This window comes from Microbacterium kribbense (assembly GCF_039537285.1).
Lineage (GTDB): Bacteria > Actinomycetota > Actinomycetes > Actinomycetales > Microbacteriaceae > Microbacterium > Microbacterium kribbense.
Map to the genome: position 1 here is coordinate 40913 of NZ_BAABAF010000009.1, position 15451 is coordinate 56363.

Genomic DNA, 15451 nt, shown 5'->3' on the forward strand with positions numbered 1-15451 from the left:
GGGAGGAACCGAACAATGACCGACGACCAACTGCCGTCACGAGGGTATGACGGCTTCCGAGGCATCGTGCGCGAGCTGGCCTCGGAGTCCACCCCGTCGTGGGCCGTGCCGGTGCAGCCCGCACCCGACGCTCCGAACGTCATCGTCGTGATGCTCGATGACCTCGGCTTCAGTGATTTGGCGCCGTATGGCTCAGAGATCCGCACTCCCGGCGTCGACGAACTCGCTGCCGAGGGATACACACTCACCAACTATCAGAGCACTCCCGTCTGTTCACCGGCGCGCGCCGCGTTCCTGACTGGGCTGAATCCGCACCGCGCCGGCTTCGCCACGGTCGCGAACTACGACCCGGGCTTCCCCGGATACGTCAACGAGATCGCGGACGACATCCCGACGATTGCTGAGAGTTTCCGGGCGGCCGGCTACGCGACATTCCTCACGGGCAAATGGCACCTCACCAAAGAAGCGCATATGCACGATGGCGCCGACAAAGGATCATGGCCTGTCCAGCGCGGATTCGATCGCTACTACGGCTGCCTGGACGGCTTCACCACCCAGTTCAACCCGCACCGTCTCGTGTCGGACAACAGCCCGCTCACCATCGACGACTTTCCCGAGGACTACTACCTCACGGACGACCTGACCGACCAGGCGCTCGGCATGATCACGACGCTGCGATCCAACGATCCGCACAAGCCGTTCTTCCTCTACCTCGCACACCAGGCCGTCCACGCCCCCATCCAGGCGAAGGATGTCGACATGGCCGACTACCGCGGCAGGTACGAGATGGGATGGGAGGTCATCCGGGAAGGGCGCCTTCGTCGTCAGATCGAACTCGGCATCCTGCCTCCAGACACCGTCCTGGGCCAGGTCGACACCGATGGCTCTGCTGCGGTCGCGTCGTGGAGTGAACTGACCGATGATGAGCGGGTAGCCGCCGCCAGATATATGGAGGCATACGCCGCCACCATCGACAACGTCGACCAGAATCTGCGACGGCTCATCCAGCAACTCAAGGATATGGGCGAATACGAGAACACCATCATCGTGGTCACCTCCGACAACGGAGGCACGTCCGAGGGCGGCCTCAAGGGCTCGCAGAGCTATCTCAGCCGATTCGCGAACGCTGTCGGGCCTGCTGCGGCGTGGACCCGCAACATGGAACGCGATCCTGAGCTGATCGGCGGACCGCAGTCGTTCATGGTCCATCCTCGCGGATGGGCGGCGGTGGCGAACACGCCGTTCCGCCGCTTCAAGGCTCACACGTTCTCCGGGGGGGTGCGCGTGCCGCTGATCATCTCGTGGCCCCAGGGCTTGCCGAAGCAGCCAGGAGACTTCGGGCTGCGTGACCAGTTCGCATTCGTCACAGACCTCGGCATGACCGTGCTCCAACTCGCCGGCGTCGAGCATCTCCGGTCCCGGTACGGAGTTCCGGCACGAGACACGGATGGAATACCATTCACCCCCATCCTGCGTGAGCCACATCATGCGGGTGTCCATCACAGCCAGTACTGGGAGAACAACGGTCGGCGGGGGATGCTGTCCGGCAGGTGGAAGCTCCTCACCGGGCACGATACCGGCGACACGATCTCCGACGATCAGTGGGAGCTGTACGACATCCGTGCGGACCCCACCGAGACACAGGACCTCGCCACATTCCAGCCCGACCTGGTACGCGAGCTCGCCGATCAGTGGCGGAGCTCCGCCTGGAACAATACTGTTTTCCCACTCAACGACGACAACTCGCTGTACCGCCAGCGGCCCTCGACGGAGGAGATGCTGGCAGCCCCGCTCACCATCCTCCCGGGCGTCCCTACTCTGGAGCGCTATCGCTCCAGTCGCCTCATCGCCTTCCGCTCGTTCGAGATCGTGGTGGACGTCGACCGGCAGGCGGGTGATGAAGGAGTGCTCCTCTCGCACGGCGATCAGGGCGGCGGCTACGTGCTCTTCGCAGAACGCGATCGGATCTGCTTCTCGTACAACGAGTACGGTCGCATGCATCGAATGTCCGCTCCGTGGCCGGGGACCGGTCCAATGGCGGTGCGTCTCTCGTTCTCTGCCGTGGAAGACGTGCAATGGGCCTTCCACGCCACGGTGGACGGGCAGGAGCTTTTCGGTGCGGAGCGGCTTCTTCAACTCGTGGGGATGGCGCCCTTCACGGGTATCAGCATCGGCATCGACCGGGGCGGGCCGGTGGATTGGGACCTCTGGATGCGGAAGCGCTCATTCCGCTATTCGGGGCGCCTCGACCGAGTCACGTATCTTCCCGGCAAGAAGGCGGGCTACGACCCTGAGACGATCATCAACGTCGAGGCTGAGGTGAGCCGCATCTATGAGTGACTCTCCGCGACCGTTAAAACACGCGCGTCTTCCTGATCTTTGGGGGCCCGACGAGGTGCCGCACACGCCGGAGGCGTGGTCATCGCACCGACGGCCGCAACTGCTCGAACTGTTCCGCGACCATGTGTACGGACGAACCCCCGAGGGCGGTGGGGTCGCGAACATCCGGCGGATCTCTCGCGACGCCGCAGCGCTGGACGGTCTTGCAGAGCGAACCGAGTGGACCGTCACCCTCACCGGTCCGCTCGGCACGCGGCACGTATCTCTGCTCCTCTACGTACCCCGCGAGGCGACTGCGTCCGATCCCGCGCCGGTCTTCGTCGGGCTGAACTTCAACGGCAACCACTCCGTCAGCGCGGACGCGGCGATCGCGCTGTCTCAGGCCCCGATGCCCGAAATCGCCGAGAGGGGCACGGACGAACGGCGCTGGCCCCTGTCAATGATCCTCGAACGCGGCTACGCGATCGCCACGATGCACTATTGCGAGCTGGAGGCGGATCTCCCCGGTCACGCCAGTGGCGGCGTCCGCGGGCTCTTCCACGGCGAGGCTGAGCTCGAACGGCCCGATTCACGATCCTGGGGCGCCATCGGCGCGTGGGCATGGGGCCTGTCGCGCATCCTGGACGTACTCGAGACGATGCCGACCGTCGACGCTGCCGCAGCCATCGCGCATGGACACTCCAGGCTTGGCAAGGCGGCGCTGTGGGCTGCCGCCCAAGATCAGCGCTTCGCAGCCGTCGTCAGCAACGAGTCCGGCTGCGCGGGAGCATCGCTGTTCCGCCACAGCGCCGGCGAGACCATCGCCATGATCACCGACGCGTTCCCGCACTGGTTTGCGGGGGGCTTCCGCCAATTCGCAACAGACGTCGATCAGCTACCCGTCGACCAGCATCTCCTCCTCGCTGCCATCGCCCCGCGCCCGGTCCATGTGGCCAGTGCGACACTGGACTTCCATGCCGACCCCCGTGGAGAGTATCTGAGCACTTTGCACGCCAGTCCGATCTTTTCCCTGTTCGGCGGTTCCGGCACTTTGCTTACTCAATTGCACGTGCCTGGGACGGACGTCCTCCCTTGTGTCGTGGCCAACCTGCACGAGCCGGCGGTTGGGAGGAGAGTCGGTGGTCGTCTCTCTTATCATTTGCGATTCGGTGAACACGATGTGATCGCCGACGACTGGTCTCACTTCCTCGACTTCGCTGATGAAAACGTGCTCGCGTAGGGGGTAGGGGGACGAAGGACCGATCTCGACGGGGGAGCTACCGATCCGTCTTGACCCTGTTCCTAACGTTGCGCCGCGCCGCGGACCGTCCCGAGAAGCAGGGGCCGGCCACCGTGTGACGAAGATCGTGGGGAGTGACCCGCGGCAAGAACGGGCCTGCGGCTTGTGCGCGTCGGACTGCGGACGCGAACCAGCCTTTGGCGAGGTTGCAACTCCGGGCGACTTCTGGTCCGGCGAGCCTCACCGACAGCTGCCGTCAAGAGAGAGCTGCGACCGCTTCAATCTCCACGAGCTGATCATCGGACATCAGCTGCGCGATGATCATTGTCGACGCCGGCGGTGGGCCGGTCACGAAACGCCGAGCGCGCACTTGCCCGACAGCTGGCGCATCCTCACGCTTTTGAAGGTAGATCGTCAGTTTGATGACATCGTCAAGGCTCCCGCCGGCTTGGCGCAGCGTCTCGTCGATGGCGTTCAGGATGTGCTCGGTCTGCCCCGTGGCGTCACCCTTCGCGACGGTTTGAGAGTCGGAATCTTTGGCGGTGAGCCCACTGAAGAAGACGATTCTCGTACCGGGCGGCACGCTGTATGCAGTCGTCAGTGGTGTGGGCATCCGGATAGTGTCCGACTGCAAGACAGTGGAGATTCCACGACGCGAGCTCATACAGTAACCTGTGCCGGTGATTTGGGAACTGATCCTTCTCTGGTCAAGAGTGAGTTCGTCATGGTCGCGAAGTCGGACAGCAGGAACATCGCAGGCCCGACGACATCTTCTGGCTTGTCGAGCGTCGTGTAATCGGCATCCGGGTTCGAGCCGCGGAACTGCGGTGTGTCGATGATTCCTGGCCGCAGCATGTTGACCCGGACGCCGTATGGTTGAACCTCCTTCGCGAACGTGTGTGCAAAACCCGCGACTGCACCCTTGGATGCGGTATAGGGGGACGAATTCGGCTTGCCCATCTCTGCCGTTCCGGAGACGAAGAGCACTATTGATCCACTCTGCTGACGCATCATCACCGGCGCCGCAGCCTTGCAGGCCCAGAAGACGCCTTCGACGTTGATCGCGAGCACCCTTCGCAGTCGGTCCGGTGTCATGTCGATCACCGGGATCAACGGTTGCACGATTGCGCAGCACACCAGGCCATCGAGACGACCCGTCCGATCCACGATCTTTGCGATCGCCGTCGTCGTTTCGTCGTGGTCCGCGACGTCTGCGTGATAGAAGGTAATGTTCTCGTGCTCGTCGGCGACAGCTTGGCCCAGCTCATCGTTCACATCGAGCACCGCAACGCGCGCGCCGGAAGCCGCCGTTGCCCTGGCAGTAGCGGCACCGATGCCGCTCGCTCCTCCAGTGATCACGATCACCTTGCCGGTGAAATCGAATGCCATCGCAACTCTCCTCTTTGAGATCTCCATGTCGGCTCGATCTTGAGGGACTCTAGTTCGGTACCCTACTAGTTTGGTACCCTACCTAATGCATCGCGCATGGCGCAAGGGCGTAAGGAGGCAGCTTTATGAGACGACCCGATGATGACCCTCGCCCAGCAGCTCAGGAGAGTCCGCGAACCATCAGCCAGGAATCGCGCCAGGCCAGGGATGGCGCGATCATCCATGAGTTCCGGATGAACGACGGGCAGGTACGCGGTCGTGGAGCCAGCCTCCTGCTCATTCACACTGTGGGTGCCCGAACCGGCGCGACGCACGTGACGCCGGTAACCGGAATTCGCCAGGGTGATGACGGGTGGCTCGTATCCGCAGCGAAGGCTGGTTCGGATAGAAGCCCGGCGTGGTACTTCAACGCGATCGCCCATCCCGAAGTAGTCATAGAGGCGCCTGGTGAAGGCGCGATCCCGGTACGAGCAACCGAGCTGCATGCCGAGGCCCGGAACGTAGCATGGGCCCGGTTCCTGGCGAAAAGTTCTCGGTTTCGGCGATACGAGACGCGAACGACTCGCACCATCCCGGTGTTGAGGTTGACTCGGATTGCCCCCGCACCGCCGGGCGGAGCGAGCGATGCGGCGCGTGCTGAGCTGCTCAGCGGCCCGGCAGCGGCCGACACGCAACCGGTGGCCGGCGGGGGTCCGGGTGGCTGCGTCACCGACGCTTGACAGGTCATGGAGTATCGATTAGACATGCTATAGCTCGTTGACTTTCAAGGGCCCTAACAGCTTTTGAGTCGGGCGATGGATCGAAGATGATCCGGGTGTTGCAAAGAAGCAGATCGGTGATCCCATCACCGGCAAAACGACAGATTGGACTACTGATGAGACTCAACAGGTCGATCGCCGCGATCGGGATCACTTTGCTGGCAGTATCGGGCCTTGCTGCGTGTTCCAGCGGCGCCGATACGCCATCCGGCCAGCAGGGGGCAGCGTCGCCAGGGGCGTCCGCGTCTGGCGACTGCCCGATGCCCGGCAAAGTGACGAAAGCAACGATCGCCACCGGTCCCGGAATGCAGGACTTCGTGGTCAAGTATGTCAAGAGCGCCGGGCTTGACACCAAGTACAACCTGGACCTCGACGTAAAGTCGTTCCAGAACCCGACGGCGACGGCGCCGGCGATCGTGCAGAAGGCGGTCGACCTGGGATTTGGCGGGCTGACCACGATGGTCCAGGCTCGAGCAACCGGTGCCGACGTGATCGTCATCGGCGCGCTCGCCACTGCCAATAACGGTGTATTCGTGAAGAAGGATTCGCCCTATCACGACCTCAAGGATCTGAAGGGCAAACGAGTCGGGTCATTCTCGCCGACCAATGGGGCCATCGGCTCGATCGTGCAGGCCTATACCGAAAAGGCTTATGGTTTCAACCTATTCAGCGATGCAGACGGCAAGGTGCACGTCGCACCGGATGCTGCACTCCTTGGCTTGATGGATAACAACCAGCTCGATGTCGCTGTGCTGGGCGCTGACGGTAGTGCTCTTCAGCGCGCTTCCGGCAAGTACCGGATGATCACCGACCTGGGGAAGGACTTCCCTGACCAGTTCGGGTTCGCCGGTGTGTATCTTGCGCCGGTCACAACGGAGTCTTACGCGTCGTCGCATTGCGGCGAGGTGCGAGCCTTCACGAGCGCTCTGCATGACGCCCTGGTCGAGATCACCACCAAGCCTGATGTGTGGACGGAGTATGCGAAGGCGGTCGGACAGGACGGCAAGGGAGCGGCCTTCCAGAATGCCTATACGCATTCTCTTGTGACGTCGTACGGCCCGGCGCAGGTGGACGGCATGAAGAAGCTGATGGAAGCAATCACACCGTACCTGGATCCTTCCTTCCCGAAGTCCGTGGACCCGGCGCTGTTCTCCCTTGACTATCTTCCCTTCGATCAGTGACGTGAAGATCGCGCTGGCTTGGCACATTGGCTCGACAGAATGGGAGGCAGACCGTGAAGAAGGTTGATGGTGTGATGGATAGCACCACGGGCATAGAGCGGGGCGCTCATCGCGGACAGGATGTCCTCCTGGCACTTCCGGCCAGGCTGAGCCGGATCCACAGCATCATCCTTCAACGGCTTGAGGTGCCGCTGACGTTTCGGCAATATCGCACCATCTCTCGAGTCGCCTCTGGTTACTCGTCGATGAGCCAGTTGGCAGCACGGGCAAATCTGACCATGGCAGCTGTCTCAGAAGGTGTCTTCGCCCTCGTCAAACGAGATCTTCTTCGAACGCAAGCCGGCGTTGAAGATCGGCGCACAGTCGTATTGGAAGCCACACCAGCCGGCATCGCCGCGATCGAAGCCGGAACCGAGGAGTGCGACGCCATCTACGACGTGCTAGAGCGCCTCTATTGGCGGGCAACCGACTTCTACAAGCCCGGAACCAGCGAGAAAGCGATTTAGGGATACACGCATGTCAGATATTTCGATGGGAGCGGGCACCCGGAATGGGGATGCGGTCGTCGTCGACAACACGACGATGGCCAAGGAACGGCGTGCGCGCTTCGTGCGCGGCACGCGCAACCGAGTGCTCTCCATGATCGTCCTGCTGGTGGTCTGGCAACTCGTATCTATGGTGATGAAGTCGTCGGTGCTGCCCAGCCCGATCGACGTCGTCGTACAGCTGGGCAAGAACCTCGGTGAAGGCAACACCTACTACCAGCTGTACATCACGATTGTGCGAGTGCTGCTGGGTATGGCACTCGGCGTGACCAGCGGCATCATCGCGGGCATCATTATGGGCCTGTCTCGCTTGGGTGAGGAACTGCTGGACGTGTGGGTGCTTTCGCTGTTCACCGTTCCCGCGATCGTGTACGCGATGCTGTGCCTCCTGTGGTTCGGCCTGAATGACTGGGCCGCCATCATCGCGGTGGGCGTCGGTGTGCTGCCCGCAATCGCGATCAACATGTGGCAGGGTACGAAGGCGATCGACCGAGACCTCATCCATATGGCCAGATCGTTCCGCTTCTCTCGACGATCCATCGTGCTGCGCGTGGTTCTTCCTCAGCTCATTCCGTACATACTCGCGGCATTCCGGTATGGACTCGGCCTTTCGTGGAAGATCGTCACGGTCGTGGAACTGCTCGGCCTGTCCAGCGGCGTCGGCTACACACTGAACTACTGGTTCGGGAACTTCAGCATGGTGCAAGTGATGGCCTGGACCCTGCTGTTCACGATCACGCTGTTGATCATCGAGTACGGCATCCTCAAACCAGTGGAGGCCTATCTGACCCGGTGGCGACCGGTATCTCAAGCGCAGGGAGGAGTCTGAGATGGCGTATTTGGAGATCGCAGGCTTGAAAAAGAGTTTCCCGCGGGCGGGGGCCGCACCGCTCGAAGTGCTATCGGGCCTGAACACAAAGGTGGAGGAGGGCGCGCTCCTGTCGATTCTGGGCCCGTCCGGATGCGGCAAGTCGACACTGCTGAATATCATCAACGGACTCGACAACGCCACGAACGGCAGCGTGACACTCGCTGGTATCGAGGTCACGACACAGACCCGATCAGATGTCAAGATCTCGGTCGTCTTCCAGCAGCCCAGACTCCTGCCCTGGCAGACGGTCCGACAGAACGTCGCATTGCCGTTGCAAGAGATGCATCTGCATGCCGCCGAGATCCGTGAGCGGACCGAGAAGTATCTGAAGCTCGTCGGACTTGATGAGTTCGCCGACTACTTCCCGTTGCAGCTGTCGGGTGGAATGCAACAGCGAGTTTCACTGGCGCGCGGGCTGGCGATTGAGCCCGATCTGCTCTTGGCGGACGAGCCGTTCTCAGCACTTGACGAGTTCTCGGCACGGCGACTGCGGCAAGAGTTCGTGCGAATTTGGGCCGAGACCGGAAAGACGATCCTCTTCGTCACCCACAACATCCGCGAGGCGGTGTTCTTGTCCACGAAAGTGCTGATGATCACGACTCGCCCGGCACGAGTGCACTTGGAACTCGACGTCGACGTTCCGCACATGCGGAACCCTGATGACGACGAGCTGTTCGCGCTAGAGAAAAGGATCACCGGCGAATTCCTGGAGATGGAAGGCGGGAGCGTCGCGTGATGAAACTCTCATCAGCATGCGGAATTCGGCTGAGGAAACCATGGGCGACTCGTATCCGGTGATCAGACTGGCCGCGATCCAGGCCGCGTCGGTGTTCTTGGACCGTCAGGCCTCGGTCGCCCGTGCGGCGGAACTGATCCGAGAGGCAGGCAAAGCGGGCGCCGAGTTCATCGTGTTCCCCGAGGGGTTTATTCCTGCACACCCGATCTGGTACCAGTACCACCCCGCCATGAGTCCGGAAGCGACCGGGCTCAGCGTGGAACTCTTCGCGAATGCCGTAGAAGTACCCGGGCCGCATCTAGCGGCGATTGCTGAGGCGGCGCGGGCGGCCGGTGCGTTTGTCGTCGTTGGCGTGTGCGAGCGGACGCCCGGAAGGACCGGAACTCTATACAACACGCAGGTCTACTTCGGACCGGACGGCGAATACCTCGGAAAGCATCAGAAGCTGGTTCCGACGGTGACCGAGAGACTGGTACACGGCCCCGGGAGTGCGGCCACCTTTGGCGCGCGTCCGAGTCGGTACGGACAGGTCAGTTCGCTGATCTGCGGCGAGAACTCGAATCCGCTCGCGGTGTTCGCACTCATCGCCGAAGGAACGCAAGTCCACGGAATGAGCTGGCCGCCAACGTTCGGACCAACTGGTCAGCCGATCCGCGCGCGGGTACAGAACGCCGCAATCGCGTTTGCGCAGATGGCGAAGACGTTCGTCGTCGCAGCCTGCGGCGTGGTCGACGAAGCGACGATATCAGCGCTGGACATCACCGATGAGCACGCCGCATTCTTGCGGTCGCCCAATGCAACAGGAGGATCGGTGATCGTGTCCCCCACCGCAGAGGTGATGGCGCAGGCGAGTGACGACGGGGGAGAGCAGATCGTGTTGGCAGAGGCCGATCTGAAAACTGCAGTGCGCGCGAAATTCGTTGCAGATGTCGCAGGCCACTACAACCGCCCTGACGTGTTCTCGCTTCGCGTGGACCGAACTGACCGCAAACTGTACGACGTCATCGGAGACATCGAGCATCGCGTGCACAGTCCGGAGCGGATAGGTGACGAACAAGAAGGCCTCGACGAGGCCGGCATCGGCATTTCGGCACCTCCTTTGAGAGGTACATGAGATCGCCCTCGACACCTTTGCAGCGATCACAGCTTGCGTCGTCGAGATGAATGGCACCCCGGAGGATGACAGAGCCGAGTTTTCTCGCTATACATATAAGTGACCAGAAAGTCAGGACCCCATAGTATGTATTCAAACCTACTGTTCCGAGCATTGCAGCGCACCGCAGAAGCGATGTCTGCCGAGCGGCATGAAGAAGGCTGGTGTTGACGTGAGCGACAAGGTTCTCTCGATAGAGGATGTCGCCGAAGTCGACTTCCGTCATGCAAAGCTGCGTACAGCTATGGCTGAACGGGGTCTGGACGCGCTCTTGGCATATGCCCCCGCGTGGCGGCGTGAGAACGTGCGATATCTCACCGATACGACTATCGGCGCAGCCGCTGCATTCGTGCTGGTGACCGCGGACGACATCCGCGCATTTTCCACCAGGCTCGCCGATGTGACGCCGCTGCGACAGTCAGGATGGGTCTCGCGAGCGGATGTGATCGCGCTGCCGGATGCGGCCGCGCTTGCTGACGCGCTGCGTGGAAGCGGCGCTCGCAGGATCGGTGTTGGCCATCTCGAGTTGCTTCCCCTCGGATTCGAGCGGGCGATCCGTGGCGCCGTCACAGGTGCCGAACTGATCTCGGCTACGAAGTTGTTCGATGCGGTGCGCATGGTGAAGAGTCCGTGGGAGCTGCGGAGGATGCAGGATGCAGCGCATGTCTGTGACGCCGCTTGGAAGGCATTCGTCGACGTACTCGAACCAGGCCTCGCCGAGTATGAGATCGTCGCGACGGTCGAAAGCGAGATCAAGCGTCTCGGCGCGGAAGACAACTTCATGTTGATTGCCTCCGGTAAGGATGAGGTCCTGGGGATGACACCCCCCAGCAGGCGGCGTGTCGAGGTCGGTGATATGGTCCGAACCGAGTTGACGCCGCAGACCGGCGGATACTGGTTGCAGATCTGCCGCTCGGTCACGGTAGGCCCGCCCTCTGATGCGCAGCAACGGTCCTTCGAGTTGTTCCACGAGGCCGCCGAGGCGGGCGTCGCAGCCGTCCGTCCTGGTGTCACTGCCCACGAGGTGGCCACCGCTGAGAACGATGTGTTCCGCAAACACGGCTACGGGGAGTACTGCTCGGACAAGTGGACCCGCGTCCGCGGCCACGGACTCGGTCTGCACCTGGATGAATTTCCGATCATTGAAGGCAACCACACCGTGATCCCCGAGGGTGCGACGTTCATCATCCACCCGAACACATACACTCCGATCGCCGGGTATCACGTGTTCGGTGACCAGGTCGTCGTCACGGCCGATGGCGCCCGACGGCTGGTAGAGACCGAGCGTCGATTGTTCTCCTCCGACGAAGGGAGCCTGTCATGAAGCGTGGGCTGGTGGTATTCGACCATGACGAAACCAGCGAGGACGAATGGCTGCAACGCGCTCAGGGGGCGCAGGCGCGGATCGTCGACGAGGGGGTGGACCTTGCGCTCGTGTACAACGACGTCTCGCGTGGTGACGATATCGGCTATCTCACAAACCTCGTCATCTACTGGAACGAGGGTGTGCTCGCGATCCCCGCTGAGGGTGATCTCACGCTGTTGACCAAAATCTCGCCGCGAGTCTTCCCCTGGATGACGCGCAACTCGACGTTGACAGATCTGCGCAGCGGCCGCACGATCGGTGCGCTTGTCGCCGCGTATGTCGACGGCCGCGACCCCGGCACAATCGGACTGATCGACGCGGAGCTGTGGCCGACGGCAATCGTCGACGAGATCGCTGTGGCCGCGCCGGACTGGAAGATCGCGTCACTCGGGGCCATTGTGCGCGACCAACGCAAAATCCCTTCGACAACGGAGGTGGCCTTGTTGACGCGGGGCGCGGAGGTTCTTCGCCATGCGCTCGAAACCGCCGCGGCCTCGGGCCTGAATGCACGGGAGCGCGTCGCTGCATTGGAGAAGGTCGCGCGGGGCGGTGGCTTCGCTGACATCTTGTTGCGCATCGCTGAGGACGGCGAGCATGTCACCATGGAGGCATCCGGACAGTACCGCCAAGGATGGCTCCAGATCGGCCGTACCTTCGGCCACGCCACGTTGGCCGTGGCACTCCAGCAGGCTCAAGCGGCCGCGCTGACGCTTTTGCGTTCCGACGCGGTCTGGGCGGATGTGGAGAGGGTGGCGCTTGATGCGCTCGATGCGCACGGTGAGGTCAATTCGGATGCCGTTGTCAGCGTCCGGTGGATCAGCCAGGCGGACTTCGCCACAGGCGGTGAGCTGCAACCACCGCCCACCCGGGGTCCTGCCGACGGCGAAGTCGCCGCACTCGTCATCGAGGTTGTGGACGAGGTAGGAGTCCGCAGCGTCTTGACCGACACCGTTCTCGTCACTGCGACCGGTGCTGATCCGCTGACCCTGTGACCCGCTTTGCCTGTGTGCCTACAACCCAAGGAGGTCGAAGATGAGAATCCTGTCGAACGCGGACGTTGAACAACTACTCAGTCCTCAAGACGTCATCGACGTACTAGAGGTCGCCTATCGTGAACTCGCGCAGAATCGCGGTGGCAACCGCCCGCGCAATCACACCTATTTCCCGGTGGAAGACGAACATCATCCCGGGTTCCGGTTCCGATTCAAGTCGCAGGAGGGAGGCAACATCTCAAGCGGAGTGTGGGGTACGCGCATCACCTCTGACATGGTCGGGGTTGAGACACTGCCGACGGGGGAAAGCCGCCGTCGCCTGCTCCCGGTCGCACCAGGCGGCAAGTACGTCGGTCTGGTGACACTGTTCAGTCTGACCGAACTCGCCCCGTTGGCGATCATCCACGATTCCGTCATCCAGAAGTACCGGGTGGGTGCGACCACCTCGCTGGGAATCCGCGAGATGGCGCGCAAGGATGTCACAGTCGCCGGCATGTTCGGTGCAGGCTGGCAAGCGGCCGCCCACTTGGAGACGCTGTTGCTGGTCCGCCCCGAGATCGAGGAGATCCGAGTATTCAGCCCGACCCGGCAGCGACGAGAGCAGTTCGCGGCTGACTGGGCGGCAAAGTCCGGCCGCAATGTGATCGCCGTCGATGACCCAAAGCAGGCGGTGGTCGGCTGCGGCATCATCACCGCGGCGACCGCGGCAATGGATGCCGTGTTCGACGGCAGCTGGATCGAGCCCGGGACGCACGTCTCATGCATCACCAGCCCGGATGGCACGGCAACACGCCGTGAGCTCGATGACACCGCCTTCGACCGCGCCGACCGCATCGTCGTGTTCTCGCGCGAGCAGGTACACCACGACAGTCAGTTCGACATTCTCGGACCCGTCGAACGCGGTCTGAAGAGCTGGGACGACATTCAAGAACTCGGCGACATCCTGGTCGACCCGCAACCAGCCCGCGCCAGCGAAGACGACATCACAATCTTCGCGAACAACACCGGCATGGGCATCCAATTCGCCGCGGTGGGCGCGCGGATTCTCGAGCTCGCTGAGGAACGCGACCTCGGGCATGTCATTCCCACCGACTGGTTCCTCGAGGAGACGACGCCATGACCACCATCGCCGAGAACAGACTGGGTGGCCGCAGCATCGTCTTCGGCGACAGTATCAACACCGACGTCATCATCCCCGGCCGCTACCTGATCAGCATCGACCCGGAAGAGCTGGCGAAGCACGCGTTCGAGCCGCTGGGGCCCGACATCCAGGCCCGGCTGTACCAGAGCCCGGTCGTTGTCGCCGGCAAGAACTTCGGATGCGGCAGCGCACGTGAACAGGCTGCCACTTGCCTCATCGGTGCCGGGGTGAAGGCCGTCGTCGCCCGGTCGTACTCACGGGTGTTCTTCCGCAATGCGATCAACACGGGTTTGGTCGCAGTTGAGTGCCCCGCTGCGGTCGATGCGATCACCGAGGGCGACGAGGTCTGGGTCGACTACACGGCGGGGACGGTTACCGTCGGTGGCGTGGCTCATCCCTTCGCCCCGTTCCCCGATGTGCTCAAAGAGATCCTCGAAGCAGGTGGCCTCGTGGCCCACCTGATGAGCAAGTTCGCCAAGGAGAAGAGCTGATGAGCAAAACATTCGCGGTCAAGGCGCTGGAGCGCGCTTCGGGTGAAACCGGGTTGGTTCCGGGCCAGATCGTGGACGCGTACCCTGACCTCTACATGAGTCACACCGCAACTTGGCGTTGTATCAAGACTCTTGAGCGGATGGGGTGGCCCGACCTGTGTCATCCGGACCGCATCGCCATGGTGATGGACCACATCTCGCCCGCGGCCACGGCGAAGATCGCCGGGGATCATCGACTGTCCCGCCAATTCGCTGATCGAATGGGTATCAAGAACTTCTTCGATGTCAACGCCGGCATCGCACATATCGTGCTGATGGAGCACGGCCTGGTCAAGCCAGGGAACCTGATCATCGGGACCGATTCGCACTCAACCATCTACGGGGCGCTTGGCGCCCTAGGCACCGGCGTCGGCTTCAGCGAGATCACCGCGGCCTGGGTGACTGGAAAGCTGTGGATGAAGGTGCCCAAGTCGATGCGAATCGAGGTGGCCGGCCCGCTACCGGAGGGCGTCTACCCGAAGGACGTCATGCTGAAGCTGATCGGGGACCTCACCGCGGATGGGGCGACTTATTATTCGGTCGAGTTCCACGGCTCCTGGGTTGAATCGCTCTCTGTCTCGGAACGCATGACACTGTGCAACCTCGCCATGGAGATGGGAGCCAAGAACGCGTTCGTGCCGCCGGATGCCGAGACCCACCGCTACCTCGCCGCACATGGGGTCGATCTGGACACGGTCGCACCGATTCTCCCTGACCTCGATGCCGACTACGACCTGCGTGTCGATCTCGATGGCACTGTTCTAGAGCCGCAGATCGCCGTGCCGCACACGGTCGACAATGTCGTGCCGATCAGTGAGGTCGCCGGCACCAAGGTCGATCAAGTATTCATCGGCTCCTGCGCCAATGCGAAATACGACGATCTCGCCATCGCGGCGCAATTCCTGAAGGGAAAGAAGGTCGCACCGGGCGTTCGACTCGTCGTGACGCCGGCATCTGCCGACATCATGGCCAGAGCCGCAACGGATGGCATCGTGACAACGCTCATCGAGGCGGGCGCGATGTTGACCAACCCGGGATGTGGCGCATGCGCCGGCAGCGGCGGGGCCATGGCAGATGGCGAGGTCACACTGTCGACTGCCAACCGCAACTTCCGTGGGCGAATGGGCAGCTACGACTCCGGCATCTACCTGTCAAGTCCCGCTGTTGCCGCGGCATCCGCAGTCAGTGGTGTGATCACTGATCCACGGTTGGTCCTCGGATGAGCAGCCT

15 protein-coding genes are annotated in these 15451 nt (G+C 62.4%); 13 read left to right on the forward strand and 2 right to left on the reverse strand.

What is annotated here, in order from left to right; genetic code table 11:
* Positions 1-15: 15 nt before the first annotated feature.
* Both ABD705_RS13270 and ABD705_RS13275 read left to right on the forward strand, forming a co-directional pair.
* Positions 16-2340, forward strand: a complete 2325-nt coding sequence (locus tag ABD705_RS13270; RefSeq protein ID WP_344784362.1) for an arylsulfatase — start codon at positions 16-18, stop codon at positions 2338-2340.
* Complete coding sequence (locus ABD705_RS13275; RefSeq protein ID WP_344784364.1) at positions 2333-3559, forward strand: glucuronyl esterase domain-containing protein; 1227 nt, start codon at positions 2333-2335, stop codon at positions 3557-3559. The genes ABD705_RS13270 and ABD705_RS13275 overlap by 8 nt, the downstream gene beginning before the upstream one ends.
* 256 nt (positions 3560-3815) lie before the next feature.
* Here the strand turns inward: ABD705_RS13275 and ABD705_RS13280 are convergent, their stop codons facing one another.
* Both ABD705_RS13280 and ABD705_RS13285 read right to left on the reverse strand, forming a co-directional pair.
* Complete coding sequence (locus ABD705_RS13280; protein ID WP_344784366.1) at positions 3816-4172, reverse strand: RidA family protein; 357 nt, start codon at positions 4170-4172, stop codon at positions 3816-3818.
* A gap of 47 nt (positions 4173-4219) precedes the next feature.
* Positions 4220-4948: an SDR family NAD(P)-dependent oxidoreductase gene (locus ABD705_RS13285; protein WP_344784368.1), complete on the reverse strand. Its 729-nt coding sequence runs from the start codon at positions 4946-4948 to the stop codon at positions 4220-4222.
* A gap of 233 nt (positions 4949-5181) precedes the next feature.
* Between ABD705_RS13285 and ABD705_RS16120 the strand changes: the two genes are divergently transcribed.
* The 11 genes from ABD705_RS16120 (at position 5182) to ABD705_RS13335 (ending at position 15444) form a co-directional block, all read left to right on the forward strand.
* Positions 5182-5667, forward strand: coding sequence for a nitroreductase family deazaflavin-dependent oxidoreductase (locus ABD705_RS16120; protein ID WP_425562086.1), 486 nt, complete (start codon positions 5182-5184; stop codon positions 5665-5667).
* An 86-nt stretch (positions 5668-5753) separates the two neighbouring features.
* Entirely contained in the window at positions 5754-6887 is a 1134-nt protein-coding gene (locus tag ABD705_RS13290; RefSeq protein ID WP_344784370.1) for an ABC transporter substrate-binding protein, read from the forward strand.
* A gap of 53 nt (positions 6888-6940) precedes the next feature.
* Positions 6941-7393: a MarR family winged helix-turn-helix transcriptional regulator gene (locus ABD705_RS13295; RefSeq protein WP_344784372.1), complete on the forward strand. Its 453-nt coding sequence runs from the start codon at positions 6941-6943 to the stop codon at positions 7391-7393.
* A 25-nt stretch (positions 7394-7418) separates the two neighbouring features.
* Positions 7419-8261 (forward strand): ABC transporter permease, encoded by an 843-nt coding sequence (locus ABD705_RS13300; RefSeq protein ID WP_344784374.1) that lies wholly within the window; start codon positions 7419-7421, stop codon positions 8259-8261.
* A gap of 1 nt (position 8262) precedes the next feature.
* A complete protein-coding gene (locus ABD705_RS13305) occupies positions 8263-9039 on the forward strand; it encodes an ABC transporter ATP-binding protein (protein WP_344784376.1) in 777 nt (258 codons plus the stop codon).
* Between the two features lie 40 nt (positions 9040-9079).
* Positions 9080-10153, forward strand: a complete 1074-nt coding sequence (locus ABD705_RS13310; protein WP_344784378.1) for a carbon-nitrogen hydrolase family protein — start codon at positions 9080-9082, stop codon at positions 10151-10153.
* 211 nt (positions 10154-10364) lie between these two features.
* Positions 10365-11516: a M24 family metallopeptidase gene (locus ABD705_RS13315; protein ID WP_344784380.1), complete on the forward strand. Its 1152-nt coding sequence runs from the start codon at positions 10365-10367 to the stop codon at positions 11514-11516.
* A complete protein-coding gene (locus ABD705_RS13320) occupies positions 11513-12550 on the forward strand; it encodes an aminopeptidase P family N-terminal domain-containing protein (RefSeq protein WP_344784382.1) in 1038 nt (345 codons plus the stop codon). The genes ABD705_RS13315 and ABD705_RS13320 overlap by 4 nt, the downstream gene beginning before the upstream one ends.
* A gap of 40 nt (positions 12551-12590) precedes the next feature.
* On the forward strand, positions 12591-13670 hold the full coding sequence (locus ABD705_RS13325; RefSeq protein WP_344784384.1) for an ornithine cyclodeaminase family protein: 1080 nt from the start codon (positions 12591-12593) through the stop codon (positions 13668-13670).
* Complete coding sequence (locus ABD705_RS13330; RefSeq protein ID WP_344784386.1) at positions 13667-14182, forward strand: LeuD/DmdB family oxidoreductase small subunit; 516 nt, start codon at positions 13667-13669, stop codon at positions 14180-14182. The genes ABD705_RS13325 and ABD705_RS13330 overlap by 4 nt, the downstream gene beginning before the upstream one ends.
* A complete protein-coding gene (locus tag ABD705_RS13335) occupies positions 14182-15444 on the forward strand; it encodes a 3-isopropylmalate dehydratase large subunit (RefSeq protein ID WP_344784388.1) in 1263 nt (420 codons plus the stop codon). Before ABD705_RS13330 ends, ABD705_RS13335 begins: the two co-directional genes overlap by 1 nt.
* The last annotated feature ends 7 nt before the right edge of the window (positions 15445-15451 follow it).

Coding starts and splice junctions, on each gene's coding strand:
- ABD705_RS13270 (WP_344784362.1), top strand. CDS start 16: ATGACCGACGACCAACTGCCGTCACGAGGGTATGACGGCTTCCGAGGC.
- ABD705_RS13275 (WP_344784364.1), top strand. CDS start 2,333: ATGAGTGACTCTCCGCGACCGTTAAAACACGCGCGTCTTCCTGATCTT.
- ABD705_RS13280 (WP_344784366.1), bottom strand. CDS start 4,172: ATGCCCACACCACTGACGACTGCATACAGCGTGCCGCCCGGTACGAGA.
- ABD705_RS13285 (WP_344784368.1), bottom strand. CDS start 4,948: ATGGCATTCGATTTCACCGGCAAGGTGATCGTGATCACTGGAGGAGCG.
- ABD705_RS16120 (WP_425562086.1), top strand. CDS start 5,182: ATGAACGACGGGCAGGTACGCGGTCGTGGAGCCAGCCTCCTGCTCATT.
- ABD705_RS13290 (WP_344784370.1), top strand. CDS start 5,754: ATGATCCGGGTGTTGCAAAGAAGCAGATCGGTGATCCCATCACCGGCA.
- ABD705_RS13300 (WP_344784374.1), top strand. CDS start 7,419: ATGGGAGCGGGCACCCGGAATGGGGATGCGGTCGTCGTCGACAACACG.
- ABD705_RS13305 (WP_344784376.1), top strand. CDS start 8,263: ATGGCGTATTTGGAGATCGCAGGCTTGAAAAAGAGTTTCCCGCGGGCG.
- ABD705_RS13310 (WP_344784378.1), top strand. CDS start 9,080: ATGGGCGACTCGTATCCGGTGATCAGACTGGCCGCGATCCAGGCCGCG.
- ABD705_RS13320 (WP_344784382.1), top strand. CDS start 11,513: ATGAAGCGTGGGCTGGTGGTATTCGACCATGACGAAACCAGCGAGGAC.
- ABD705_RS13325 (WP_344784384.1), top strand. CDS start 12,591: ATGAGAATCCTGTCGAACGCGGACGTTGAACAACTACTCAGTCCTCAA.
- ABD705_RS13330 (WP_344784386.1), top strand. CDS start 13,667: ATGACCACCATCGCCGAGAACAGACTGGGTGGCCGCAGCATCGTCTTC.
- ABD705_RS13335 (WP_344784388.1), top strand. CDS start 14,182: ATGAGCAAAACATTCGCGGTCAAGGCGCTGGAGCGCGCTTCGGGTGAA.